26 protein-coding genes and 1 CRISPR repeat array are annotated in these 24,787 nt (G+C 74.3%); of the genes, 12 read left to right on the top strand and 14 right to left on the bottom strand.

What is annotated here, in order from left to right; genetic code table 11:
• Window positions 1–89 precede the first annotated feature (89 nt).
• Complete coding sequence (locus BUE45_RS12715) at window positions 90–1,247, bottom strand: erythromycin esterase family protein (protein ID WP_073379310.1); 1,158 nt, start codon at window positions 1,245–1,247, stop codon at window positions 90–92.
• 92 nt (window positions 1,248–1,339) lie between these two features.
• Here BUE45_RS12715 and BUE45_RS12710 point away from each other — a divergent pair, with 92 nt between their 5' ends.
• Complete coding sequence (locus BUE45_RS12710) at window positions 1,340–2,062, top strand: TioE family transcriptional regulator (RefSeq protein WP_073379307.1); 723 nt, start codon at window positions 1,340–1,342, stop codon at window positions 2,060–2,062.
• 25 nt (window positions 2,063–2,087) lie between these two features.
• Here BUE45_RS12710 and BUE45_RS12705 read toward each other — a convergent pair whose 3' ends face one another.
• A complete protein-coding gene (locus BUE45_RS12705; RefSeq protein WP_073379305.1) occupies window positions 2,088–2,609 on the bottom strand; it encodes a hypothetical protein in 522 nt (173 codons plus the stop codon).
• 105 nt (window positions 2,610–2,714) lie between these two features.
• On the opposite strand from BUE45_RS12705, the gene BUE45_RS12700 reads away from it, so the two are divergent.
• Window positions 2,715–3,335 (top strand): hypothetical protein, encoded by a 621-nt coding sequence (locus tag BUE45_RS12700; RefSeq protein ID WP_178378518.1) that lies wholly within the window; start codon window positions 2,715–2,717, stop codon window positions 3,333–3,335.
• A gap of 130 nt (window positions 3,336–3,465) precedes the next feature.
• Window positions 3,466–3,799: a CRISPR direct-repeat array (repeat unit 29 nt; unit sequence GTGCTCCCCGCGCACGCGGGGGTGGTCCC).
• A gap of 103 nt (window positions 3,800–3,902) precedes the next feature.
• Here the strand turns inward: BUE45_RS12700 and BUE45_RS12695 are convergent.
• From BUE45_RS12695 to BUE45_RS12685, 3 genes are all read right to left on the bottom strand, one after another.
• Entirely contained in the window at window positions 3,903–4,820 is a 918-nt protein-coding gene (locus BUE45_RS12695) for an NADP-dependent oxidoreductase (RefSeq protein WP_073379303.1), read from the bottom strand.
• A gap of 318 nt (window positions 4,821–5,138) precedes the next feature.
• Window positions 5,139–5,942, bottom strand: a complete 804-nt coding sequence (locus BUE45_RS12690; protein WP_073379301.1) for a VOC family protein — start codon at window positions 5,940–5,942, stop codon at window positions 5,139–5,141.
• A gap of 351 nt (window positions 5,943–6,293) precedes the next feature.
• Window positions 6,294–6,710, bottom strand: a complete 417-nt coding sequence (locus tag BUE45_RS12685) for a MerR family transcriptional regulator (protein WP_245833083.1) — start codon at window positions 6,708–6,710, stop codon at window positions 6,294–6,296.
• 175 nt (window positions 6,711–6,885) lie between these two features.
• Here BUE45_RS12685 and BUE45_RS12680 point away from each other — a divergent pair, with 175 nt between their 5' ends.
• Window positions 6,886–7,599: an SDR family oxidoreductase gene (locus BUE45_RS12680; protein ID WP_073379297.1), complete on the top strand. Its 714-nt coding sequence runs from the start codon at window positions 6,886–6,888 to the stop codon at window positions 7,597–7,599.
• A 169-nt stretch (window positions 7,600–7,768) separates the two neighbouring features.
• Here BUE45_RS12680 and BUE45_RS12675 read toward each other — a convergent pair whose 3' ends face one another.
• From BUE45_RS12675 to BUE45_RS12665, 3 genes are all read right to left on the bottom strand, one after another.
• Entirely contained in the window at window positions 7,769–9,775 is a 2,007-nt protein-coding gene (locus tag BUE45_RS12675; RefSeq protein ID WP_073379295.1) for a hypothetical protein, read from the bottom strand.
• A 143-nt stretch (window positions 9,776–9,918) separates the two neighbouring features.
• Window positions 9,919–10,473, bottom strand: a complete 555-nt coding sequence (locus BUE45_RS12670; RefSeq protein WP_245833080.1) for a hypothetical protein — start codon at window positions 10,471–10,473, stop codon at window positions 9,919–9,921.
• Window positions 10,474–10,559: 86 nt separating this feature from the next.
• The gene (locus BUE45_RS12665) at window positions 10,560–10,991 is read right to left on the bottom strand and encodes a DoxX family protein (protein WP_073379288.1); all 432 of its coding nucleotides are present in this window, start codon (window positions 10,989–10,991) and stop codon (window positions 10,560–10,562) included.
• 158 nt (window positions 10,992–11,149) lie between these two features.
• Between BUE45_RS12665 and BUE45_RS12660 the strand changes: the two genes are divergently transcribed.
• From BUE45_RS12660 to BUE45_RS12645, 4 genes are all read left to right on the top strand, one after another.
• The gene (locus BUE45_RS12660; protein WP_073379285.1) at window positions 11,150–11,728 is read left to right on the top strand and encodes a TetR/AcrR family transcriptional regulator; all 579 of its coding nucleotides are present in this window, start codon (window positions 11,150–11,152) and stop codon (window positions 11,726–11,728) included.
• Between the two features lie 878 nt (window positions 11,729–12,606).
• The gene (locus BUE45_RS12655; RefSeq protein WP_073379566.1) at window positions 12,607–12,825 is read left to right on the top strand and encodes a hypothetical protein; all 219 of its coding nucleotides are present in this window, start codon (window positions 12,607–12,609) and stop codon (window positions 12,823–12,825) included.
• A complete protein-coding gene (locus BUE45_RS12650; protein ID WP_073379282.1) occupies window positions 12,822–13,382 on the top strand; it encodes a DUF6879 family protein in 561 nt (186 codons plus the stop codon). The genes BUE45_RS12655 and BUE45_RS12650 overlap by 4 nt, the downstream gene beginning before the upstream one ends.
• The gene (locus tag BUE45_RS12645; RefSeq protein ID WP_073379278.1) at window positions 13,379–15,499 is read left to right on the top strand and encodes an ATP-binding protein; all 2,121 of its coding nucleotides are present in this window, start codon (window positions 13,379–13,381) and stop codon (window positions 15,497–15,499) included. Before BUE45_RS12650 ends, BUE45_RS12645 begins: the two co-directional genes overlap by 4 nt.
• 587 nt (window positions 15,500–16,086) lie before the next feature.
• Here the strand turns inward: BUE45_RS12645 and BUE45_RS12640 are convergent.
• On the bottom strand, window positions 16,087–16,941 hold the full coding sequence (locus BUE45_RS12640) for an alpha/beta hydrolase family protein (RefSeq protein WP_245833078.1): 855 nt from the start codon (window positions 16,939–16,941) through the stop codon (window positions 16,087–16,089).
• A gap of 538 nt (window positions 16,942–17,479) precedes the next feature.
• Between BUE45_RS12640 and BUE45_RS12635 the strand changes: the two genes are divergently transcribed.
• The 5 genes from BUE45_RS12635 (at window position 17,480) to crcB (ending at window position 19,799) form a co-directional block, all read left to right on the top strand.
• The gene (locus BUE45_RS12635; RefSeq protein WP_073379270.1) at window positions 17,480–17,800 is read left to right on the top strand and encodes a hypothetical protein; all 321 of its coding nucleotides are present in this window, start codon (window positions 17,480–17,482) and stop codon (window positions 17,798–17,800) included.
• Window positions 17,801–18,126: 326 nt separating this feature from the next.
• A complete protein-coding gene (locus BUE45_RS12630; protein WP_084737178.1) occupies window positions 18,127–18,561 on the top strand; it encodes a hypothetical protein in 435 nt (144 codons plus the stop codon).
• Window positions 18,562–18,737: 176 nt separating this feature from the next.
• Window positions 18,738–18,905 carry a DUF397 domain-containing protein gene (locus tag BUE45_RS12625; protein WP_073379266.1) on the top strand — a complete coding sequence of 56 codons (168 nt, stop codon included), beginning with the start codon at window positions 18,738–18,740 and terminating at the stop codon, window positions 18,903–18,905.
• Window positions 18,906–18,996: 91 nt separating this feature from the next.
• Entirely contained in the window at window positions 18,997–19,437 is a 441-nt protein-coding gene (locus BUE45_RS12620; RefSeq protein WP_073379262.1) for a fluoride efflux transporter FluC, read from the top strand.
• Complete coding sequence (gene crcB, locus BUE45_RS12615) at window positions 19,434–19,799, top strand: fluoride efflux transporter CrcB (protein WP_073379259.1); 366 nt, start codon at window positions 19,434–19,436, stop codon at window positions 19,797–19,799. The genes BUE45_RS12620 and crcB overlap by 4 nt, the downstream gene beginning before the upstream one ends.
• Before the next feature lie 33 nt (window positions 19,800–19,832).
• On the opposite strand, the gene mgrA is transcribed toward crcB, so the two are convergent.
• The 5 genes from mgrA to BUE45_RS12590 form a co-directional block, all read right to left on the bottom strand.
• Window positions 19,833–20,873: an L-glyceraldehyde 3-phosphate reductase gene (mgrA, locus tag BUE45_RS12610; RefSeq protein WP_073379254.1), complete on the bottom strand. Its 1,041-nt coding sequence runs from the start codon at window positions 20,871–20,873 to the stop codon at window positions 19,833–19,835.
• 126 nt (window positions 20,874–20,999) lie between these two features.
• The gene (locus BUE45_RS12605) at window positions 21,000–21,428 is read right to left on the bottom strand and encodes an HIT family protein (RefSeq protein ID WP_073379250.1); all 429 of its coding nucleotides are present in this window, start codon (window positions 21,426–21,428) and stop codon (window positions 21,000–21,002) included.
• 107 nt (window positions 21,429–21,535) lie between these two features.
• A complete protein-coding gene (locus BUE45_RS12600) occupies window positions 21,536–22,558 on the bottom strand; it encodes an LLM class flavin-dependent oxidoreductase (RefSeq protein ID WP_073379247.1) in 1,023 nt (340 codons plus the stop codon).
• Between the two features lie 45 nt (window positions 22,559–22,603).
• The gene (locus BUE45_RS12595; protein WP_073379243.1) at window positions 22,604–23,851 is read right to left on the bottom strand and encodes an aromatic acid exporter family protein; all 1,248 of its coding nucleotides are present in this window, start codon (window positions 23,849–23,851) and stop codon (window positions 22,604–22,606) included.
• Complete coding sequence (locus BUE45_RS12590) at window positions 23,848–24,723, bottom strand: SigB/SigF/SigG family RNA polymerase sigma factor (RefSeq protein ID WP_073379239.1); 876 nt, start codon at window positions 24,721–24,723, stop codon at window positions 23,848–23,850. Before BUE45_RS12590 ends, BUE45_RS12595 begins: the two co-directional genes overlap by 4 nt.
• Window positions 24,724–24,787: the final 64 nt, after the last annotated feature.

The raw sequence follows: 24,787 nt of genomic DNA, 5'->3' as shown, positions 1-24,787 counted from the left end.
GTGCGGGGGCGCCCGCGGGAGGGCCTGCGGCCCGCCAGCGGGAGAGGGGCGGGTTCACTCGGGCAGGGGCCGGTCCGCGGCCGGGTGTCTCAGAGCGCGTCGGCCGCTGCGGCCCCGTCGGCGACGTGCAGCACCGCGTCGGCCGCGGCGAGTGTCTGCGCGTCGAGCGGGAAGTAGCCCTGCTCCGGGACGGGGTCGGTGCGGACCCGGGCGGCGGGGGCCGTGTCGGCCTCCGCCAGCCCCCAGACCGCGACCCGGCCGTCCAGGAGGCCCTCGTGCGTCCCCGGCTCCGGGGCCGCCAGCGCGAGGGCGGCGCTGCGCCCCAGGCTCCCGGCGACGAAGGAGTACCGCCCGCCCGCCAGGGCGTGGACGAGGGAGCCCGCCCCGGACCACGCCAGGTCCATGCCCGCGAGGGTCCAGCGGCTCGGGTGGCGCTGGAGGTGGCGGTTGTGCGCGTACACCAGCGTGGGGCCGCGGTGGTGCTCCGCCGCGCGGATGTCGAGCAGGTTGCGCGCCATGGCCGCGTCCCGCGCGCCCAGCATCCGGGACGTGCGCGCGCCCGCCTCCAGGGCCTCGGCCGCCGACCGGTGGTACCGCAGCAGGTCCAGGCCCGCGCGCAGGTGGATCCGGGCCGCCGACCAGGTGGCGTGGGAGGTGGCCGCGATCACCTCCGGGGCGCGTGCGTACAGCTCGGCCAGCAGGTCGTCCGCGATCACCCGCAGGCGCAGCGCCTCGGGGGTGGCGCCCACCGAGGCGGCCGGGTCCAGGACCGCCTCGGTACGGCTCCAGCGCTCGTCGTCGCCGGCCGTCGACGCGATGTCGAGGTCGAGCCCGAGGAGGTCGCGGGCGTGCTCCAGGTAGGGGCGCGGGCTCGGGGCCGAGACCATCTCCGTCGGGGCGTCGAAACCGTGCAGGGCCAGCCGCTCCCCGGGCGGTCGCCTGAGGTTGTACTCCCGCATCCACAGGACCAGCTGCCGGGTGGCGGCGTGCTCCCCGAACCCGTGCGAGAAGCCCTCCCGCATCACGGTGTCCAGGCGGGTGCCCGTGTCCTCATCGCGGACGAACCGGTCCGCGGCCAGGGCGGCGACGCGGTCGGTCTCCAGGGCGATCGAGCGGAAGCCGCGTTCGGCCAGCCGGGCGAAGAGCTCGTTGCGGATCAGCGGGAAGGCGGGCTCCCCGTGGGCGGGCTCGCCCAGGGCGAGGATTTCGCACGGCGGGGCGGCGAGGTCGGTGATGTCCAGGCTCATGCCTCTCCATCGTACCTTTGACAATGCTGTTGAGACTTGAAGAGGATCAACACTGGCCGGTTGCTGTAAAGTCTCAAAGCGGTGATGGAACCTTGAGACCGACGGACCTCGCGCGCGAACACGGCATCTCGACCCAGGCGGTGCGCAACTACGAACAGGACGGGTGCCTGCCCGCCGCGGAGCGCACGCCCAGCGGCTACCGGGTGTACACCGGGGTGCACGCGGCGGCGCTGCGCGCCTACCTGTCCCTCATCGCGGCCCACGGGCACGCGGACGCCGGACGGATCATGCGCGCGGTGAACACGGGGCGGCTCGACGAGGCGCTGGCGGTGGTCGACGAGGGCCACCGCCGGTCGCTGCGCGACCGGGCCACCCTCGACGCCGTCCGGGAGGCGGTGGACCACCTGCTGGAGCGGGGCGGCACCCCGCCGGCGCGGTCCGGCGACGGTGCGGTCCGCACCATCGGCGCGCTCGCCCGCCGGCTGGAGGTGACCCCGGCGACCCTGCGCAACTGGGAGGAGGCGGGGATCCTCGTGCCCGCGCGGGAACCCGCCACCGGGTACCGGGTGTTCCGCCCCCACGACGTCCGCGACGCCGAACTCGCGCACCTGCTCCGGCGCGGGGGGTACCCGCTGGAGCACATCGCCGTGGTGGTGGACCAGGTCCGGGCCGCGGGGGACACCGAGGCGCTGGCGGAGGCCCTGGAGGACTGGCGGGCCAGGCTGACGGCGCGCGGGGTGGCGATGCTCGGGGCGGCGGCCCACCTGGGGGACTACCTGGAGTTGGCCGGAGCCGCAGGGGCCAAGGGAGGCTAGCGCGTTCGCGCTCGGGGCGGTGCGGTCAGTCGTCGGCGGCGACGAGCAGGGTCAGCAGTCCCCGGAAGCGGTCGACGAGCACGAACTCGTGGAACTCGTCGTGGACGCCGCCCCAGTCGTGGAAGTCGTCCTCGCCGACCCCGACGAGGTGGTGGACGCCGTCGGCGCGGGCCAGCGGCTCGAACACCTCGCGCCGCAGGTCGGCCTCCAGGTCGTCGGGGACCTCCCCGTACCGGTCCGCCCACATGCGCAGGACGGCGGCGCCCTCCTCCCTGCCGACGCGCTCGTAGGTGTCGGGGGTGATCGCGTCCAGCCGGTAGGAGCCGTGCCGGGTCTCGTCCGCGTGCGCGCCGCCGCCCGCGTAGGCGTCCCGGAACCACGCGTGCCCGATGAGGGCCGCGAGCAGCCGCCGGTCGCCCGCGGAGGGGACGCGGAGCCGGAACCGCTTGGCGTTCACCCAGCGGAACGCGTGGGCGTGGGGGGACCGGAAGGAGTAGCGGCGGAAGTTGAGGAAGGAGCTGCTGTCGTGGGTGAGGGGGCTCTCCATGGTCCGGCAGTCTAGGGGGCTCGCGCGCCGCCTCCGGGGCCGGGGAAAACCGGGCGCGGTGCGGGGGCGGTCTCCCGTATCGTCTGCGGCGGACGGGGAGGGCCGATGGGACGACCTGCGGTGGGAACCGCGCCGCGGCGGTGCACCGGGTGCGGGGGATATGAGTACGGGGGAGCGCCCGCGTGCGACGTGTGCCGCGCCCTGGTGGACGGTGTGGTCGAGGAGGGCTGGGCGGAGTTCGCCCGTGACTTCGGGGAGGAGGCCGATGAAGAGGAGTTGGCCGCCCTGGTGGCCGCCGAGCCGGACCGCCACGACTGGCGCGTCCTGGACGGCGCCCTCGACCGGCTGGTCTGCACCGGCTGCGGGGGCAGGCTCGGCCGCGGCCCGGTGGGCTGCGGGCCGTGCGACCTCGCGCACGGGTTCCGCTACGTCGCCCTGGAACCCGACCGCCCGGGTGTCCCGCCGGGGAACGAGCACGCGGTGCGGGTGAACGTGTCGGTGGTGCGGCGGCCCCACGTGACGTCGGAGAACGAACTGCTGCTGCGGCGGTCGGCGCTGCCGGGGCTGTTGGCGGGGCTGCTGCCGACCACGGAAGAGGCGCAGCGCTTCGCCGCGGTGGCGCGGCGGGTGCCCTGGCCCGAGCGGGCGGCGGCGGTGGAGGAGCTGGTGGAGGAGATGTTCCGCCGCTGCCGGGAGGAGGGGAGCCTCCGGGCGGGGGAGGAGTGAGGGTGCGGGGCGGCGGGGCGTGCGCGCCCGGGTGCTTTGGGGGCTTTAGGGGCTTTTGGGGTCGGTGGCCGATTCTTGGAAAGTTTGAAAAACGCCGGTTTCCTGGTGGGATATCCGCAGGTCGGTTACTGTGCTCCCCGCGCACGCGGGGGTGGTCCCTGAGCGTTGACAGACCGCCACCCCGGATGCCAGTGCTCCCCGCGCACGCGGGGGTGGTCCCCTCAATCCCCGATGAGACAGGGGATATGGCCAGTGCTCCCCGCGCACGCGGGGATGGTCCCGAGTCGCCCCCGCCGGAGCCCCCATGGCCAGCGTGCTCCCCGCGCACGCGGGGATGGTCCCCTGGGCAAGGACTTGTCCGGCGACATCTCCCGGTGCTCCCCGCGCACGCGGGGGTGGTCCCAGCGCTTCCCCGACCTCTTGCGGGGTCATGTCGTGCTCCCCGCGCACGCGGGGGTGGTCCTGTGCGGTTGAACTCGTCGAATCGGATGCCCAGGTGCTTCCCGCACATGCGGGGGTCGCCCGAGTGGGGCGGGGAGCACCCCTTCACCCCTCGCCCCTCGGGCCTCAGGGCTGGAGGACGTACCGGCCCCGAACTCCGCCCTTGGCGAAGGCGCGGTGCGCCTCGGCCGCCTCGGCCAGCGGCACGACCGCGTGCACGCGGGGTGCCAGCTCACCGGTCGCGGCCCGCGCGAGCAGCCCCGCCAGACGCACGCCATCCGGCACCACCCCCACCGTGCGCACGTCGATCCCGCGTTCGGACGCCACCGGGAAGCCCGGCTGCACCCCCACGAACACCCCGCCGTCCCGCACCAGGCCCAGTGCGTCCTCCCGAAGGGCGGCTGTGTCGGCGACCGCGTCCCACACCCCGGCCGCCCGGTCGGTGAAGTCCGCGCCGAGCCCCCTCACGAAACCCTCGTCCCCGGCGCGGGCCAGCCCCGTGACCCGCCAACCGCGCTCCCGCGCCAGCGTCAGCACGTACCCCCCGACGGAACCCGCGGCGCCCGTCACCAGCAGCCGGTCCCCCTCCTCCGGCGCCCCGCCGACCAGGTCGACGATCTGGGCGGCCGTCAGCCCGTTGAGCGGCAGCGTCGCCGCCTCGGCCGGCTCCAGCCCCTCGGGCACCTCGGCCACGTTCGCGGCCGGGACGACCAGCTGCTCCGCGTAGGTCCCGAAGTCCCGGTCCAGGCCCCCGACCAGACCCGCGACCCGGGTGCCGACGGCCAGGTTCGCGCCCTCCCCGACGGCGGCGACGGTTCCGGCGAAGTCCCAGCCCAGTCCCGTCCGCTCGGCCTGGGTGATGATGCCCGCCTCGTGGAAGACCCCGCCCGCCACCCCGAGGTCGACGGGGTTGACCGGGGCCGCCGTGACCGCGACGCGCACCTCGCCCGGACCGGGCTCGCGCACCGGCAGCTCGATGAACTCGATGGAGTCCGGTCCGCCCGGCACCCGGACGACGGCGGTGCGGAAGGTGGCTGCACCCATGGTTCTCACTCCTTCGGGCCCCTGGGGCCCCGCGCTCGGAAACCGACGCGCACCACTCTTGTGGAGGAACTCTCCATAGGGAAGTAGGTACCTGGAAGTGCGTATGTCTCCTCCTGGAGGAACCGGACGTCGGCAGCAGTGAACCCGGCCGAACCGACGGGCACGCGGGCCGGTCGCGCCGTGTTCCCCACGGTGCGCCCCGGTCGCCCGCCGCCCGGCCGTGCCTCCCGCACGCGGGTCGCGGCGGTTCCCGCCGCACCCCGCCGGGGGCGGGCACGGGGACCCCGACTCCCGCGCAGCCCCGTGCCCCCAGCGCGCTCACACCGCCGCGGCGACCTCCCACGGGAAGCCGTCCGGGTCGGTGAAGCGTCCGGTGTAGGAGCGTACGTCGCCGCGTTCGACCTCTCCGGCGGCGGTGACGCCGCCGCCCCCGGCCCGCGCCGCCTCCAGCACGGCGTCCACCTCCTCGGGCTTCGACGCCCCCAGGGTCGGCACCGCGGAGCCGGGCCCCGGGCCGCCGGCTCCCACGCCCGCGTCCTTGGCCAGCGCCCTGCGTGTCATCAGGCCCAGCCGCAGGCCCCCGGGCGCCAGCGCGAAGTCGATGTACTTGTCCCCGTAGTCCCGGTCGACCTCCAGGCCCAGGGACGTGTAGAAGGCCTTGGAGGCGGTGGGGTCGGCGACCCCCAGCAGCACACCCGCCTCGGTCGGAACCGGCGGCTCGCCCGACGGGCCGGTGTTCTTCTTCGTCGGCGCGGCGAGCTTCCAGACCGTGCCCTCCGGGGCCCGCAGGACCGCGGAGAAGCCGCCGAAGACCCCCTTCCGGGCGGGCTTGAGCACGTGGGCCCCGCCCGCGACCGCGGCGGCCAGCAGCGATTCCACCTCGCCGGGCTGCGCGACGATGTACGACAGCACGTGGCCTCGGAACTCCGGGGTCCCGGGGGCCGTAGGGTCTTCGGTCCCTACCTCGCGCAGGATGATCCGGCCCGCCCCGTGCAGGTCCAGGAGCACGGGGTCCCCGTCGCCGCCCCGCCTTCCGGCCGGGGAGAACACGGAGGTGTAGAACTCCTCCGCCTCCCGTGCGCGCCCGACCGCGAGGGTGACGGTGTCGAGTGAGAGTGCCATGGTGTCCGCTTCCTTGGTTCGCCGGGTCCGCCCGGCCGTGGGTGCCGGGCGGTGCCGCCGCCCCCGCGGGCGCCGGGACGGCTCCGGGCCGCCTCGGGTAGGGGCGGGGGTCCGGTGCGGTCGGCGCGGTCGTCTTCGCCGAGACGGCGGGAGCGCGGCCTGCGACCACGCTAGGGAGGGCCCGCCGCTCCGGGCTTCTCCAAAACCGACCGATCCCGGGTCGACCGATCCCGGACCGGCCGATCCCGGGCCGGCCGGTTCGGGCGACCGGAGGGCGGACGGATCCGCGACCGGAGCGGGACCGGTGGGCACGGTCCCGGCGGCCGGGGACCCGGGGCGGCCCCGGTCAGATCAGGGTCCGGCCGGACCGGCCGCGGCGGGCTCCTGCCCGCGCAGCGCTGGGCAGTGCTCCGGGTCGGGATGCACGGTCAGCCGGATCACCTGGTCGAGCCGCCGTCCGGCCTCCTGGAGTTCGGCGATGCTCGCGAAGATGCGCGTCCGCTCGGTGCGCAGCCGCTCCAGCACCCCGGGCTCCGCGCGTCCCGCGTCGACGCTGGGCAGGATGGCCGCGATGGTGGCGCTGTTGAGCCCCGCGGCGTAGAACCCCCGGATGATCTCGACCCGCTCGACCGCGTCCTCCGGGTAGAGGCGCTGCCCGCTGGGCGTCCGCTCCGGGGAGAGGAGACCCTGCTCCTCGTAGTAGCGGAGCGCTCGTGTGCTCACCCCGGCCCGCTCCGCCAGTACCCCGATGCGCATGGAACCGCTCATCCGCCCCCCGCTCCCGATCGTGCACCCGTGACGTGGATCACGGCACGAGGACTTGCCCTTGACGTCGGCGTCAAGTCTTAGCGTAACCGGGTGAGACGGCGTTCCCGCAGGCCGAGACCGGTCCTGCGGGCGCCGCCCTCGTGTCCGACCACACCCGGAGTACTCGGAGGAACCCATGGACATCACCGGATCCGTCGCCCTGGTCACCGGCGCGAACCGCGGCATCGGACGGCGCTTCGTCGACGAGCTCCTGGCCCGCGGCGCGGCGAAGGTGTACGCCGCGGCCCGCCGCCCCGAGACCGTCGAGGTCACCGACCCCCGGATCGAGCCGCTGCGCCTGGACCTGCTGGACGCCGGCTCGGTGGCCGAGGCCGCCGCCGGGGCCGGGGACACCGCCCTGCTCGTCAACAACGCCGGGGTCGCGACGCGCGCCGGGCTCGTGACCGGGGACATGGACGCGATCCGGCTGGAGATCGACACCCACTTCTTCGGCACGCTCGGCGTGATCCGCGCGTTCGCCCCGGTACTGGCCGCCAACGGCGGGGGAGCGGTGGTGAACGTGCTGTCGGCGCTGTCGTGGTTCGCCCACGACGGCGCGGGGGCCTACTCCGCGGCCAAGGCGGCGGAGTGGAACATGACCAACGGCGTGCGCCTCGAACTGGCCGGCCAGGGGACCCTGGTGCAGGGGGTGCACCTCGGCTCCGCCGACACCGACATGATGGCCGGGTACGACGTCCCCAAGATCGACCCGGCGGACGTGGCCCGCGCCGCCCTGGACGGGGTGCGCACCGGTGCGATCGAGGTGCTGGTCGACGACGTCAGCCGCCACGTGAAGGCGGCGCTGGCGGGGGACCCCGCCGCGTTCTACGCCGGGCTGTCCGCGGCCTGAGGGCGGAGCGACCGGTTCTGCGCCGGGCGGTGGGCCCGGGGCGGGGCGAACGGGGCGCGTTCGCCCCGCCTTCCGCAGGGCCCCGCGACCGGGCGGCACCGTGCCGGGGCCCGGTCGGGGCGGGGGCGCGGAGTCGCCACCGCTTTCGGCGTCCCTGGCCCGGCCCGGGTCAGTCCCCGAGCCCGGCCCTGACCTGCTCGCGGACCGCGCGCAGGCGCGCCACCTCGTCGGCGTGGACCCGGACGGGCCGGGCGTGACCGGGGTGGTCCGGGACCCCTGACTCCTCGGCGAGGTCCAGGACCCGGCGACGCGCCCGTTCCGGCAGGTCCGGGTCCCCCGCGACCCGCAGCGCCGCGTCCAGCGCCCGGGCCGAACCCTGCCGGAAGAGGTGCGCGGACAGTCCCGACCCGCCCTCCGCCAGGGCGACCGCCGCGGTCGCGAACCCGCGGCGCACGAACGGCGGCCGCTCCGGGGCCTCCAGGAGCGAGGCGCAGGCCGCCGCGACGGGTGGGGTCCCGCGCAGGCGGGAGCGCACCAGGGACAGGGCGTGCGCCGCGGCCTGGGCGCCCTTGGCGCCGCCGTGCGCGTGGGGGATCAGTGCGGCCTCGGCCTCCAGGTCGGCGTCCCGGCCGCGGTCGACCGCGCCGAGCAGGAGCAGCCTGACCGGGAGCGACCACTGGCGCTTGTCGCCCAGGACGGAGCCGACGACCCTGTCGGCGGCCCCCGCACCCGACGCCGCCAGGGCCGCCGCGTACGTCACGACGGCGGGCGGGGCGTAGGTGTACGTGTCGGGTTTGACGAAGAGCCGCTTGCGCCAGGTGCGGGCGAACGGCGCGAGGTCCTCCTCGGGCCGCAGGGCTCCGGCGCCGTGGAGCAGCTCCAGGAGTACGGCGAGGGCGGGTTCGGACAGGTCGGGGCGCGCGAGCGCCGCCCGCAGCCCGTCGAGGTGCCGGGCCAGGACCGCCTCGCGCAGCTCCAGCGCGGTGTCCCGGCCCAGGCGGTGCTCCGGGTCGAACCCCGGGTGGGGCGGCAGCCCGGCGGCGGCGCGCACCCCGTCGACCGCGTCCGGCCAGGCGGCGGTGGCCTCCAGCGCGTCGGGCGGCGGCTCCGCGGCGGAGCCGCGGTGCGGGGAGGAGGACCAGGAGGCCCGCAGGCCCTCCACGGTGACGGGGGTGCGGGTCCAGTGGTCGGCGATGACGACCCGCAGCCCGAGCGGGACGCGAGCGTCCCCCAGCGCGGCCAGGGCGTGGACGCGGGTGGAACCGCCGAAGCGGGCGACCAGGCGCACGGCGGCCTCCTGCACGCGCGCCTGCGCCTGCTCGCCGCCCGCGGCCCCGATGTCCTCCGCGAGCGCGACGGCGGCGTTCACCGGGTCCCCGCCCTCGGCCGCGACCAGGTCCAGGTAGGTGGCGACGTCGCGCCCTTCCAGCGCGGCGGCGCGGGCGGAGCGCAGCGCCGCCGGGTCCTTCCAGCGGTTGAGCACCCGGGAGTCGGCGCGGCCCAGCTCGGCCAGCACGGTGGCCGCCGCCCGGGCCCGGGGGTGGTCGGCCTCCAGAGCGTGGGCGACGAGCGCGGAGGCCTCCTCGCCGGAGTCGTCGAGGGCGTCGAGGCCCTCGGGGGAGAGAACGGAGTCCAGGTCGGCGCCGGTGAGGGCGCCGCGCAGGCGCAGGGCCCGGGCGGCGGGGGCCAGGAGTCCGCGCAGGGCGGGGCGGGTGAGCAGTTCGTGCAGGAGCGGCTCCTCCCCGTCGCGCAGGGGGACCGGGCCGGACCGCTCGTCGCCGAGGACCTCCAGGCGCACGCGCCACGCGTCGGCGAGCGCGGGCTCCGCGCGGTCGGGCGCCGCGTCGCGGCGGAGCACGAAGACCTCCGTGTCGCTGCGCCCGCCCAGGACGGCGAAGCCGTGCGGTTCCAACAAGGACAGGGCGCGGGCGACGGCGGCGCGGTCGCCGCCGAAGTAGACGCGCTGGGGGCCGGCCAGGGCGCCGGAGCGGTCGAAGCCGTCGGCCTGGGCGTGCCAGCCGAGGTAGGGGTGGGTGCCGGGCAGGCCCCGCCGCTCGCGCTCGGCCCGGGCCCGGTCGTGCAGCTCGTCCTGCATGACCAGGTCGGGGCCGGGCTCGACGAGGAGGACACCCGGGGCGCGGCGCAGGGTGTCGAGGATCAGGCTGCGGTCCGACATGGCAGGACTCTAACCGGGGCGGGGGACAGTGCCGTGCAGGCCGGACCGGAGGGGGTGGCGGGGCCGCGGGGCGGGCGTGCGGCCCGGGCCAGGCCCCGGACGGTTCCGCCCACGCGCCGCGGGGCCGCCGGGGCCGGCTCCGGTCACCAGCCCTTGCGTTCGGCGACCCAGGCCTTGAAGGGGTCGGGTTCGAACGTCCGCCAGTGCTCGGGGACCTCGACGCCGAACTCCTGCTCGACCCAGGCGCGGAAGGGCGCGTGGGCCTCCACGGCCTCCTCCTCGTAGGGCGGTTCCGTCACCGCGTCCGCGAAGCCGATCTCGTCGTAGCCGATGGCGATCAGCCGCAGGAAGTCGACCGCGGAGTCGGCCAGCAGGAACGTGTCGCCGTCCGAGCCCAAGGCGGCGAACCGGGTCGTGCCCGCGTCGTTCCACAGCGCGCACCAGCTGCCGTCTCCGGCGATCTCGCACAGCGGGACCAGGTCGTCGTGGCCCGGCTCGCCGGGTTCGAACCACCCGGTGAGGCTCCCGCCCGGGCTGAACACGACTCCGAGCTGGCGCGTGCCGGGGTAAGGCGTGAGGAAGTAGCCGTGCTCGTTGGTGAGGCCGAAGCCCTGCGTCTCCATCCACGCCCAGGCCCGGGTCAGGGGCTCGGGGAGGGTGACCCCGGCGGGCAGGCGGGGTGTGAGCAGTGCGGTCATGCTCGGCATGGTCGGGCTCCCGGTGGTGGCTGGTGATCGGTGGCGGGGGCGGGGGGCGGACGCTCGCAGTCTGCCAAACGGCGGTGTCAGACGCGTGGGGCGAGGGGCGCCCCGGTGTGGCGGCCCCAGGCGACGAAGGCCGCGAGGGCGAGGAGCACGGCGTTGAACGCCACGTCCGTCTCGCCGCGGGAGAGGTGGAAGACGATGGCGGACGCCTGGAGGGCGGTGCAGCCCAGGGCGGCCGCAACGGTCAGGCCGGGCCGGATGCGGGTGAGGGCGGGGAGGAGGACGCCGAGGCCGCCCAGGATGTCCAGCACCGAGGTGATGTGGAGCAGCGCGGGAGGGGTCTGCCCGACCCAGGGGAAGACCTGGGCGAGTTCGGCGGCGGGGGTGGCGAGCTTCCAGACGCCGCCGCCCACGAAGACCAGGAAGAGGAGGACCTGGGCGGTCCAGAGGCCGAGGGTGAGGGGGCGGGGAGCGGCGGCGGGGGTCCGGTGCGGCCGGGGTGCGGTCGTCATGGCGGCCTTTCGCGGGGGTGGGGGTGAGGGGGGAGGCGATAGGGGTGGCGACACGGAATGGTGAACGCCTGGTTTGGAAACTACACCGGTGGGCATCTACTGTACAAGTCGTTCAGAACTCGTCGAGGTGTGTGGGAGCGTGGATAGGATCGGTCGTCATGGGAACGAAGGAATCGGACGGCGTGGACCCGCGGGTCCTGCGGACCCGGCGCGACGTCGTCGACGCGGCCACGGAACTCTTCGTGACCGAGGGGTGGAGCGTGGTCACCCACGCGGAGGTCGCCAGGAGGGCGGGCTACTCCAAGGCGACCGTCTACGCGCACTGGCCGACGCGCCTGGACCTGATGCGGGCGTCGATCGGCAAGATCTGCGACGAGGCCGACCACCCGGAGCCCACGGGCGACCTGCGGGCCGATCTGGTGCGGGGGCTGGTCGACTTCGCCGAAGACCTGGCGGGCGGCCACCTGGACCGGGTGCTCGGGGGGCTGCTGGAGCGGTCGGGGAGCGATCCGGTGGTGGACGAGCTGCGCCGGCGGCTCTACGAGGCCGGGACCCGGTCGTTGGAGGGGGTATTGCGGTCGCACCTGCCGGAGGTGGACGTGGAGCCGTCGTTGGCGCTGCTGGTGGGCGGCGTGCTCACCCGGGGCGCGTTCCAGGGGCGGCCGGCGACGGAGGAGTTCGTGGCGGACCTGGTCGATCGCGTCCTGGCGTCGACCGGGCGAGGTGAGGAGGGGTGAAGCCGGAGCGGAGGGCGTCGGGCGGGTCCGGCCGGGGGCCGTTTTGATGGCGGTGGTCCGCGCCGGACTGTGTCCGTCTTGTGGGCGGGCGGCACGCGTGTTCGTCGCGGGTGTCCGGCGTCCTGTTCTTGAGTGATCCGGTGGGAAGATCTGAAGTCAGTCGGGAAGCCCCGGGCGTTTTGTCCGTTTCTTGAGAACTCATGAAAACGGGTGGTTCTTCGGGGTATTCGCGCAGGTCATTTACCGTGCTCCCCGCGCACGCGGGGATGGCCCCGGGCTCCTGTCCGGCACGTCGATCCCGGCCGGGTGCTCCCCGCGCACGCGGGGATGGACCCACGTCGGTCTGACCGGCGAGCTGGCTGCACTCGTGCTCCCCGCGCACGCCGGGATGGCCCCTGCGGCCCCCACACCGGCCAAACCGTCCACCAGTGCTCCTCGCACATGCGGGGATTGGGGCCTGGCCCTCCGTATATGAATGGTTCCGGTTTCGGTGGTTGATGTGTCCAGCCACGCGTGTAACCAAAAGCCACTCCGGACGCACAAGGTCGAAATGTACTCATGGCTGCTGCTGGATCGAGGCCGGAATGCCTCGGAAAGCGATGGTCCGTGTGGTGTGCTGTAAGGCATGGAACACGAAGAGAACCGAGGTGACCCGGAGGAGCCTCCGCGAGGCAGAACGCTGGTCGACGCTCTCGCGGCGGCCGATATCAAACGGCTGGTGCGTGCGTCACGCGAGGACGACGGAGACAAAGCGGAACAGATCCGCAGAAGGTATGCGAAGAAGTAGGCCGACCTCGGCCACAAGCCTTGCGGGACAAGGCTTTCGTGTTACTTTCGTGGCCAGGTTCATGTTCCCGCCCGCCCTGATCGGAGCCCCCATGGAACTGGAGCTGCTGGCCAAGGACGACAAGTCCGGACACGGAGGCTGCCCCTCCGTGTATCTCAGCGACACGGGCGAGTTCGTCGTCCAGGGCGCCGGGTTGAACGACGCCGACTTCAGGGAGCTGGCCGATCCCCTGCCCGGTGAGGCCGCCGTATGCATCTCCCCCGAGATCGTCCTGGCCGCGGTGGAGGCCTACCGGCGGAGGAGCGCGTGACCTCTGTCGAGGGAGGTGCCCGCCCTGTCGGCACTGAGGAATTCGACCGTTTCTTCGCCGAATGCCGCTACACCGCGTTCCGGCTCGAAACCCTCCAGGTTTACGACGTCGGCTACGAGGAGGAAGCGTTCCGGCGTTTTCTGGCCGACGGACAGATCTTCACCACCGACTCCCACGCGGAATGGGCGCACATCGTCGGCAGCGGGCGCCACTTCCGCCGTGTGCACGTGGTCGTCGAGCCCCTCACCGACTACCTGCGGTTCGAATGCGTGTGGGCATACCGGTCCAACGTCGAGGCCGGCGAGGACGTCAACATCCTCCCCGTCGACGAGAACACCTGGCCCGAGGGCATCCCCCACTCCGACTACTGGCTTTTCGACTCCCGCTGCCTGGTGAGGATGAACTACGCGCCGGACGGAACCATGCTCACCCCCGAGCTGGTGACCGACCCCGCCCAGGTCGTCCTGGCCAATGCGGTACGCGACCGGGCCCTGCACCTGTCGATCCCTTTCAGCGAGTACGAGAAGCGTTTCGACGCTGACATGAAACCCCTGTGACGAACTCCCGCGACGACCGCACCGAGAACACCGCGTACGGTAGCCCCAGGGCCGTGGTCCAAGCAGGCACCGTACACGGCGGCATCCACATCGCCTCCTCCGCCGGCCTGTCCGCTCCGGTTCCCCGCCAGCTCCCGCTGTCGGCCACCGGGTTCGTGGACCGCGCCACGCACCTGCGGCGCCTGGACGCCCTGGCGGAGGAGGCGCAGGTCCGCGTCCCGGTCGCGGTGCTGTCCGGCCCTCCCGGTGTCGGCAAAACCGCGCTGGCCGTTCACTGGGCGCACAGCGCCCGGACGCGCTTCCCCGGCGGCTGCCTCTACGTCGGCGTCCATGCACACGCCCCGGGTCCGCGTGCAGAGGCTTCCCAAGCCCTGGACTCCCTGCTCCGGGCGCTCGGTGTCCCTCCCGACCGCATCCCTTTAAGCCTGGACGGCCGTTCGGCCCTGTACCGCACCGAGACCGATGGCAGGCGTCTGCTGATCGTCATCGACGACGTCCTCGCCCCCGCCCAGGTGCGTCCGCTGCTACCCGCCTCTCCCGGTTGCATGGTGGTGGTGACCAGTCGCGGCTCCCTGCCCGGCCTCGTCGCCCGCGAGGGGGCCCACCGCCTTTCTCTGGACGTGCTGCCGATGGCCGACTCCGTGGCGCTGCTCCGGAACACGGTGGGCCCGCGTGTGGACGCCGAGTCCGGTGCGGCACATGACCTGGCCGAACACTGCGCACGTCTTCCACTGGCCCTGCGGGTGGCGGCCGAGCGGCTCATCGACCGTCCCGGCGCCTCCCTGAGCGACCTGGTGACCGAACTGGCCGCCGAGGAGTCACGCCTGGACACTCTCTCCGAGGAGGACGAATTGAGCGACCTGCGCGCGGTGATGAGCGCCTCCTACCTCGCCCTGGACGACGAGACCGCGCGGTTCTTCCGTGTTCTGGGCGTGCACCCGGGAGCCGAGCTCTCCTCCGGGGCCGCCTCGGCCCTCACCGGGACCCGGCAGGCCGCGGCCCGGCGGTTCCTGGACCGGCTCACCCGCGCGCATCTGGTGGAGCGCGTTCGGGAGGATCGCTACCGCCTGCACGACCTGGTGCGTTTGTACGCGGTCGAACGCGTCGAGGCCGAGGGCGGTCCGCAGGAACGGAGCGAGGCCGTCGGCCGGGTCGCCCGGTGGTACACACACGCTGCCGCCCGCGCCCAAACCGCAGAGCACCCGCACTTCCCGGTCGTCCCCGGCTATGAGCCCCCGGACGACCTGCCCAGCTTCTCCTCCCTCGGAGAAGCCCTGGTCTGGTTCGAGCAGGAACGCACCAATCTGCTCGCCGCCACCGGGGCGGCTTTCGACCTCGGTCATCTCGAAATCGCATGGCGGCTGCCGGTGAGCGTCTATCCGCTGTTCGAACTGCATCGGCACTGGGAGCAGTGGTGCGATCTGCACGGCATCGGGCTCCGGGCCGCCGAGAACGCGGGAAGCGTGTTCGGGGCGGCCCGCAACCACCTGGGGATGGGTGACGCCCGATGGCTGTCGGGGAATCTCGACGCGGCCGTCCGTCACTACCGGGCGGCACTGTCGGCCGGCCGGGAGGTGGAGGACCCGTGGGTGGAGGGGTTCTCCCTGCGGCAGCTGGGAACAGTCCTGTGGCAGCGCGGGGAACGGGAAGACGGTACGGCGGTCCGGTACATCAAGCGGGCCGTCGCGGTCTTCCGGGAGGCGGGAGAGGAGCGGGGCGCGGCCATGGGGCTGCTCGGCCTCGCGGAGATCGGTGCCGACCTGGAGTACTGGGATGAGGCCTTCGACCACTGCCGTTCGGCCATCGCGGTCTTCGAGGAGATCGGTGCCGCCTGGAGCACGGCCTGGGCGCGGTGCACACTGGGGCGCATCCTCACCGCGACGGGCCGGGCCGACCGTGCGGTGGCCGAGTACGCGGCGGCCGTGCGCGAGTTCGAGGTGCGGGAGGACCCGGACAGCCGGGCGGTGGCCCTGATCGGCTGGGGCGAGGCCCATCTGGCGTTGGGCGAACCCGCACGTGCCGGTGAGATGTGGCGGGCGGCGCTGGAGTACCTGAGGGACCGCGACGATCCGAGGGCCGATGGTCTGGCGGAACGCCTGGCGGCTCTGGAACGCTGAGGAGGGCGAGGGGTGGGGAGCCGTCCGTGCGCCGGACCTGTGGGCTTCGTGCGCGGGGGCGTGCCGGTCCGAGGTGCGGGAGCGGCTCGGTACCGGGTCTGCCGCGCACACGCGGGGACGGTCTTCCGCCCGCCTCGCCGTCGAGTGGGTTCGGCGGGGGCCGTTTTGATGGCGGTGGTCCGCACCGGGCCGTGTCCGCTTTGTGCGAAGGTGGGCGGCAGGCGTATTCGTCGCGGGTGCCCGTTGTGCCGCTCGTGAGTGATCCGGTGGGAAGATTTGAAGCCAGTCGTGAAGCCCCGGGTGTTTTGTCCGTTTCTTGAGAACTCATGAAAACGGGTGGTTCTTCGGGGTGTTCGCGCAGGTCATTTACTGTGCTCCCCGCGCACGCGGGGGTGGACCCCCCTGGGCGGTGGTGTACAGCAGGTGCCGCTCGTGCTCCCCGCGCACGCGGGGATGGACCCGTCACATGGCCCAACGTGCGTCGGGACGGTGAGTGCTCCCCGCGCATGCGGGGAGGGGCCCGGGACGGCGTCAACGCGGCTCAGGGCGGTGGCGTCACCGCCCTGAAAGCGCTGGCGTACCGCTGCTCACCGGGGTGCGAACCGCCGGGCGAACCACTGGGTGAGGACTCCGTCGACCGCCACCGCCGAGGGCGATTGGGGGGCCGGTTCCAAGCCGGGCTCGTCGGCCAGCGCGTGGGCGAGGCCCGGCACGGTGGTCAGTTCGACCTCCTCCGGGTGTGCGTACCGCCCACGCAGCGCCTTGACCAGGGAAGCCGCGTCCTCGCGCAACGCCGGGTGGTCGTGCTCGCCGCTGACCAGTAGCAGCGGGGGCTCTCCGGTCAGCTCCCCGGCACGGCCCACGAAATCCAGGTCGTCTGCCGCCCTGCGGGATTCAGCGGTCCATTCATAGGGTCGGCCCAGCCCGGCCGCGAGCAGCTCGACGCCCGCGCTCACCCGTACGGCCGGATTGACGAGCGCCACCGCTCCGACCGCCGTGGGCGGGTCGGTGAGCACCTGGAGGGCCACCGCCCCGCCGAGCGACGCGCCGAGGAGGCCGATCGGCCGGTCGTCGACCGGCAGCCGACGGCGCAGCTCGGCCAGCGCGGCCGGGAACTCCTCCACGGCCTGGCGGATGATCGGACCGAAGTACGCCAGCAGGATGTCCTCGCGGGCGAGTTCGAGGTGCCTGTCGAGACGGCCCTCGACCATACGCGGACCGCACAGCGGCATACCCAGGTGGACCCGCCAGGCGGGAACACCGGCCATGGGCAGCGCAGCGGCGAAGGCCGCGTCCGTGCGGGGCGCGTCCAGCATGTGCCAGGTGACGATCAACGGCGCGGGGCCGTCGTCCGTCCCGGACGGCGGGAGGGCTGTGAACGGCACGCCTGCGGCCGTACCGGTGATCGCATCCATACGCACTCCCAGGGGGTTCGTGGTCACGCCGCCAACCGTAGGGGAGACCTACCGGGCGCCGGTGCCCTTTCTGCTGCGGGCAGACCGCGAGAACCCGGGGCCGGCGGGCAGCGGAGCGACACCGCCACGGCTCCGGGCCGCACTGACGGATCGGCCCGGGACACCGGCCCCGGAGCCGCCCTGCCCGCCCGCCGAGGTGGCCCCGGCGTCCCCCGAATCCGCAGACGTGCAGGTCGGCGGCGTGATGACCAGGGGGAAGCCCGCCCGCTCCCGGTCTGTGCGGGCCACCGGTCGGGACGGTCGTCCCCGGACCTCCGTGCTCAGTCCCGCTCCCGTCCGCGCCCCCGCCCCGTAGGGTCACGGCGCGGGCGGGGACGGACCCGCGGCCGATCGGCACCGTCCGTGGCCGGCCGTGTGCTCCGCGGGAGGTGCCGGGGGAGGGGAACCGGGGATGAGGTGCAGGTCATGGGGGGTGCGGCTTTGATCTCCGGGTGGGGTGCTGCACACTGATGGGCACCCGATACCCGCGCTGCCCGCTCCGGCGCCCTTTTGAGAGGCATCCCCCATGATGTCGCGAATCCTCTACCCCGTTGCGGCCGCGGTCGTGCTCCTGCTCGCCGGATGCGGTTCCGAGTCCGGCGAGTCCGCGCACCGGGCCGCGGCGGCCGAAGCGCTGGGCAGGGACAGGCTCACGGACAACTCCTGGTCCGATGTCCAGAGCTCCGCGCAGGAGACCTGCGACGAGGACGACGGCGTCTTCGCGCTGGCCACGACCATGAGTGCCGGCGACGAGCAGGCGATCGCGCTGCGCAGGGTCAACGTCGAGCACGTGTGCCCGGAGAGGCTGGAGGAACTGGACAGGCTCATCGCCGAGTCCTCCGGCTGAGAACCGCGCGGCCACGCCCGGCCGGGCGTGGCCGCACTCCTCGGATCCGGCGGGCCTCTCCGCCGCCTCGGGAACCCCCGCCGACTTCGGGCGGGCCCCGCTGCGGCGGCGGAGAGGCCCGTCCTTGCTGTGCGGCCCCCCGACGCCGGACCGGCGGGCCCGCCCGGGCCGGTTCCGGAGAACCCGTGATCCGAGAGGATCGCGCGCCGGAACCTCTCACTTGCCGGTCGGCACGGGCGGGGCCGGGTCCGGGCCGCCTAGGGTGGCCGCTCGGGGGCGTCCGCCCCGGCCCCCCGCTCTCCACTCTCCCGACCGGAGGAATCCGTATGCGCTACAAGGGCCCCCTGCCCCACCGGCTGGTCGACGCCGTCAACTCCCGGGTACTGGCCCTGCGGGCCTCGCCCCGGTGGGGAGCCGCCGTGCGCAGACGCCTGACCGTGGTCACCTACCGGGGACGGCGCTCGGGGCGGGAGTTCTCCACGCCCGTCGCCTATACGCACAGGGGCTCGACGGTGGCCATCACCGTCGCGATCCCCGAGCGCAAGAAGTGGTGGCGCAATTTCACGGGAGAGGGCGGGCCGCTCTCGCTGGAACTGCCCGAGGGCGTCCGCACCGGTCATGCGACCGCGGAGGAGGACGGCTCCGGGAGGGTGACCGTCACCGTGCGCCTGGACGGCGCCGAGGCCGGGGAGGCCGATCCCCGGGGCGGTCCTGAGGACACGGCGGACGGCCCGGGGACACCCCCGCCGGCGGCCCCGTAGGAGCCCGGACGCCGTCCCGGGAGGGGCGGGCGCCGCCGACGGCGCGGCGCCGGACCCCCGGGACCCGGGACGGCACCGCGTCCCTTTCCGCGCGTGCGCGGGGATTTTTTATTACTTAACGGGAAATAAGGTGTACAGCACGGCTCCTACTGTCAAAGACCGCGAAGGGGACGCCCATGAACGCATGGCGCAAGAGCACCTACAGCAATCCCGGGGGCAACTGCGTCGAGGTGCGCGACGGCCGCCGTGCCACGGACGTGCGGGACACGCGGCACCGCGGAGCCGGGCACCTCTCCTTCTCCCGCGCCGAATGGGCCGCGCTGGTCCGGACCGCCAGGCGCTAGCCTGGATGTGACCGCGGCGGGTCCCTCCGCGCCGCCGGCGCCCCTCCCCGGCCGCGCCCGCGTACCGGAACCGTGTGGGGAGGAGACCCCGTTGCCCGCATCCCCGCGCCCCGCGTCCGCGCCCCGGAGGGCGTCCGTCGCCGCCGTGGTCGCCCTCGGCGGCGGCCTCGGCGCCCTCGCCCGCCACGCCGCCACCCTCCCACAGCAGACCGGCGCCCTCCCCTGGACGGTCCTGGCCGTCAACACCCTGGGCTGCGCGCTCATCGGCGTCCTCATGGTCGCCGTCACCGAGACCTGGGACGCCCACCCCCTCCTGCGGCCCTTCCTGGGCGTCGGCGTCCTGGGCGGCTTCACGACCTTCTCCGCCTACGCCGCCGACGTGCACACCCTGCTCGGCCAGGGGCGGCCCGCCGTGGCCGCCCTCTACCTGGCCGGGACGGTGGCCGCCGCCCTGGCGGCGGTGTGGGCCGGCACGGCCCTGGCCCGGCGGGTGCTCCCCGGTCCCCGCCCCGGCGGGCGGGAGCGCCCGTGAGCTGGCTCCTCGTCTTCGCCGGCGGCGCGGCCGGCGCCGCCGCCCGCTACCTGCTGGACACCGCGGTCAGGGCCCGCGCCCGGACGCCCTTCCCCTGGGGGACCCTGGCCGTGAACGTCCTGGGCAGCGCCGTCCTGGGCGTCCTCACCGGGCTGACCGCCCACGGCGGCGTCCCCGAGGCGGTCCGGCTCACCCTGGGCACCGGCTTCTGTGGAGCCCTGACCACCTACTCCACCTTCTCCTACGAGACGCTGATGCTCGCCGAGTCCGGCCGCCGCCGCACGGCGGCGGCGAACGTGCTGCTCAGCGTCGTCGCCGGGGTGGGGGCACTGCTCGGGGCGGCCGCGCTCGCCGGTCCGTGACCGGCGGGCGGGGCCGCCCCCGTGCCGGGACCGCTACAGGGCGCCGCTGCGGGCGTCCCGCCACATGTCGACCCCGCCGTCGACCGCGTGCTCCTCGATCGCGGCCAGCTCCCGGTCCGTGAACTCCAGGTTGCCCAGCGCGCCCACGTTCTGCTCCAGCTGGCCCACCGACGACGCGCCGATCACCAGCGACGTCACCCGCGGGTCCCGCAGCGCCCACGCCAGCGCCAGCTGGGCCAGCGTCTGCCCGCGCGCGCCGGCGATGGCGTCGAGCGCCCGCAGGTGGCCCAGCGTCTCCCGGGACAGCCACCCCGTGTCGAACGACTTGTCCTGCGTGGCCCGCGACCCCTCGGGAACGCCCTGGAGGTACCGGTCGGTGAGCAGGCCCTGCGCCAGGGCGGTGAACCCGATGACCCCCACGCCCAGCTCCCCGACGGTGTCGAGCAGCCCCTCGTTCTCGATCCACCGGTTCAGCATCGAGTACGACGGCTGGTGGATGAGCAGCGGCGTCCCCAGGTCCCGCAGGATCTCGTGCGCCCGCCGGGTCCGCTCGGCGTCGTAGGAGGAGATCCCCACGTACAGCGCCTTGCCCTGGCGCACGGCGGTGTCCAGCGCCCCCATGGTCTCCTCCAGGGGAGTGGAGGCGTCCAGCCGGTGCGAGTAGAAGATGTCGACGTAGTCGAGGCCCATCCGCTTCAGCGACTGGTCGAGCGAGGCCAGCACGTACTTGCGCGAGCCCCCGCCCTGGCCGTACGGGCCCGGCCACATGTCCCAGCCCGCCTTGGTGGAGACCACCAGCTCGTCCCGGTAGGGGGCGAAGTCCTCGCGCATGAGGCGGCCGAAGTTGACCTCGGCGGCGCCGTAGGGGGGACCGTAGTTGTTGGCCAGGTCGTGGTGGGTGATACCCAGGTCGAACGCACGGCGGGCGATGGCCCGCTGCGTCTCGAAGGGCCGGTCGTCGCCGAAGTTGTGCCAGTACCCCAGGGACAGCACCGGCAGGTCCAGGCCGGAGTCGCCGGTGCGCCGGTAGAGCATGGATCCGTCGTAGCGTTCGGGTGCGGCGACGTAGGTCATCGTGCGGTCTTCCTCGTGTGGCCGGTGTGCGGTGCGCCGTCGTCGGTGACGACGGATGACACTCTGCTCCGACCGGCGCCCCGCTGTCCAACAGGTGATCGCGATCGGATTGAGAAGCCGCGCTTCTCAGTCGGGGGCGACCGCCTCGGAGAAGCCCAGCCCGGTCAGCGCCGTCCGCAGCCGCCGCGCCGCGTCGTCCAGGGCGTCCTGGTCCTGCTCGACCTGGGCGGCCGTGACGTCCAGGTCCTCCAGCTCCGACAGCGGGGACACGTGGATGTGCAGGTGGGGGACCTCCAGCCCGGCGATGAGGAGTCCGGCGCGCGGGGCGTCGAACGCCGTGCGGATCCCCTGCCCGACCGCCTGGGCCACCCGGACGCAGTGCGCCAGCAGCTCCGGGTCGGCGGTCGTCCAGTCGTCCACCTCCTCGCGGGGGACGACCAGGGTGTGTCCCGGCTTGAGCGGGGCGATGGTCAGGAAGGCCACCGCCACCGGGTCCTCCCAGACGAAGCGGCCCGGCAGCTCGCGGTCGATGATGCGGGTGAAGAGAGTGGGCATGGTCGCCTTTCCGGACGGGTGGTGCGGTGTCCCGCGAGGGGCGAGGACCCCCCGCAGGACACGCTCTCACGTCCGGGCAGGGCCCGGGGACGGGCCCCGGAGCCGGGTCAGGCCGGGGCGGGGCCCGTCCAGCCCAGCAGGGGCGCCAGCCGCTCGGCGATGTCGGTGAGGATCTGCACGTAGTCCTCGTATCCGAACGTGAACGGCAGCGCGAAGGCCACCTCGTCCACCTGGCGGAACGCCGGGTCGCCGTGCAGCCGGTCGGCGATCTCCGCGGCCGGGCCCACCAGGTCCGGGGAGAACAGGATGCGCCCCGGGCCCTGCGGCTCGCGGGTGCGCGGCAGCCGTGCCTCGGCGTAGGCCGCGTATCTGGCGCGCTGCTCCGCGGTGGCCGTGTCGGTGGGGACCACGACCAGCCCCTGGGACACCCGGGCCCGCTCGCCCAGCGGGTGGAGCTCGCGGAACCGGCGGATGTGCGAGGCCTGCACCCGGGCGAAGTCGTCGTCCTCCTCCGCGCGCACCACGCTGCTGGTGAGCAGGTTCAGCCCCTGCCCGGCGGCGCGGGCCACCGAGGACAGCCCCGCCGCCCCGTACCACACCCGCCCGGCCAGGCCGGGGGAGTACGGCTGGATCCGCTCGGAGTAGGTCTCGATCCCCTCGGTCCCGGTGAACGTGGACGCCGTCCCGCCGCGCAACAGGTGCAGCAGGCGGTCCACCCGCGCGTGGGTGAAGTCCTCCCGGTCGGCGGTGTCCGGGTACAGGCTGGGGCCGATGTGCTTGAAGTGGGTCGGCCGCCCCACGCTGATCCCCGGGTTGAGGCGTCCGCCGGAGAGCACGTCCACGGTGGCCAGGTCCTCGGCCAGCCGGAACGGGTTCTCCAACCCCAGGGGGATCACGGCCGTGCCCAGGGCGATGCGCCGGGTGCGCTGGGTGGCGGCGGCCAGGACGGCGACCGGGGAGGAGATGCCGTGCTGGAGGTGGCGCTGGCGCACCCAGGCGCTGTCGAAGCCCAGCTGTTCGCCGAGCTCGATCATGCGCAGGGTGTTCTCGTGGCCGCCGGCCGGATCGTGTTCGTCGAACAGGCCGATGGTGAGGAAGCCCAGCCGGGTGAGCGGGCGGTCGGAGGTCATGCTTCTCCTGGGGTCTCGTGTCCGGGCGCGCGGAGCAGGCACATGCTACGCCCCGGCGCGCCCCCGGGGCGGCTCCCGGTCCTGCCGCGTCCCGCCGGGGTCCGCGGAGGCCTTGAGCACCTCGTCCACCCCGCCCAGCTCATCGACCAGGCGCGCGGATTCCACCAGGAGGACGCCGTAGGGGAGGGAGGGGTCGTGCAGCGGCGGGCCGCCGTCCTCCCGGCAGGCCGACTCCAGGTCGCGTTCGGAGCGCTCGGCCGCCTCGACGGCCGCGTGGAACTCCTCCACCGGCGGGTCCCAGCCGTCTCCGTCCGAGGCCTCCCAGTCCTCCAGGACCCGCCAGGCGGCGGCGGCTCCCAGCAGCAGGTCGCCGCAGCGCGCGGTGGTGGACCGGGTGGGCGGCTGCTCCCCGTCCCCGCCCTCCCCGCGCCCCCGCTCCAGGCTGCGGGCGACCGAGGAGAGCTGGTGGGCCGACCTCTCCAGGGCGTCGACCAGCCGGTCGTGGTCGCGCACGTCGACCCGCCGCCGGTGGAGCAGGCGGCGGGGGTTGTACAGGACGCTCTCCCGGGCCGTCCCGGTGGCCTCCCGGGCCTGGCGGGCGGTTCCCAGCAGGCCGTCGGCCCGCGAACGCCACTCCCGCGCCGTCTCCGGCTCGGGCCGCCCCTCGCGCAGCGCGTTCCCGATGTCCTCGCACAGGCGGCGCAGTCCGCCCGCCAGCGAGGACACCGCCCGTGCCGCGCCGCGCAGGCGCAGCGGCGGCAGCACGACGAGATTGACCGCCACCCCGATCGCGGATCCGACCAGGACGACCGCCAGGATCTCCGCCGCCTGTGGGAGCAGCTCGCCCGGGCCGGTCAGGGACACGAAGGTCGCGAAGGCGAAGAACGCCGCCGTGGCGACCTGGTTCCCCTGGTCGCCCAGGCGGCGCCAGCGTCCCAGGACCAGGGCGGCCAGCGCCGCCAGGGCGAAGACCGCCGGACCCGTGCCCGCCAGGACCGCCAGCGCTGTGACCAGGGCGATGCCCAGCAGCACCGCGCCGACCATGCGCAGCGACCGCAGCATCGAGCGGTAGAGGGTGACCTCCACCATCAGCAGGGCGGCGAAGGGGGCGAACGCCGGGGTGGCGGCCCCCATGAGGCCGTGGGCGACCAGCCAGGACAGGGTGGCGGCCAGCGCCGCTTTCAGGACCAGGACCGCGGTCTCCCGCTCCTGCCCCTCGTAGGCCGCGGCGCGGTGGCACCAGCGCCGGACCCGGGCCGGGAGCGAGGCGGATCCGCCGGGTTCACCGCTCACCGGGCTCCCCGGTCCCGGCCGCCCTCCGCCTCCCCGGTGTCCCCGTCGCCGCCCGCGCGGTCGTGGCGGTCCACCCGCTCCCGGAGCTTGTCCAGGGTGGCGGATAGCAGCCGGGACACGTGCATCTGCGAGCAGCCGATCTCCTCGGCGATCTGCGACTGGGTGAGGTCGTCGAAGAACCGCAGCCGCAGCAGGGCGCGCTCGCGCTCGTCCAGGCAGCACATCGCCGGGCGCAGGGACTCGCGCTCCAGGACCAGGTCGTAGGAGTCGTCCTCGCCGCCGATCCGCTCCTCCAGGGTGGAGCCCCCCTCCTCGCCCTTGTGGTCGGGCAGGTCCAGGGACAGCGCGCTGTAGGCCTCCGAGGCCTGGAGCAGCTCGTCGACCTCCGCGCGGGGCAGGTTCATCTCCTGCGCCAGCTCCTGGGGGCGGGGCTCGCGGGCGTTGCGCTGCTGGAACTCCAGGCTCGCCCGGTGCAGCCGCCCCCGGCGCTCCTGGTGGCGGCGGGGAACGCGCACCGCCCAGGTGTGGTCGCGAAAGTGCCGCTTGATCTCGCCGGTGACCGTGGGCAGCAGGTAGGAGATGAACTTCTTCCCCCGGTCGGGGTCATAGCCCCGGACGGCCTTGACCAGGCCCAGGTGCGCCGTCTGGCGCAGGTCCTCGTAGGGTTCGCCGCGTCCGCTGTAGTGGCGGGCGATCCGGTACAGCAGGGGCCGGTACAGCTCCAGGACGAGTTCCTGGATGCGGTCGGCCCCGGGGTCGTCCTCGGGCAGGCCCTTGAGGTTGCGCAGAAGCTCCTCCGCCGAGCGGCCCTCGCCGTCCACTTCGACGGCGGATCCGGTGGCGGGGGACGTTTCGGTCGTGGCAGCTGGCATGTTTCCCTCCACGTGAACGGGAGTGAACGCGCGACGCGGTCCGGTGCCGGGAAGGACCCGGGGG

The organism is Nocardiopsis flavescens, assembly GCF_900141985.1.
In the GTDB taxonomy this organism is placed as follows: Bacteria; Actinomycetota; Actinomycetes; order Streptosporangiales; family Streptosporangiaceae; genus Nocardiopsis; species Nocardiopsis flavescens.
Note: the sequence above shows the minus strand (reverse complement) of the source record. Positions and strands in the feature narration are given on the sequence as shown.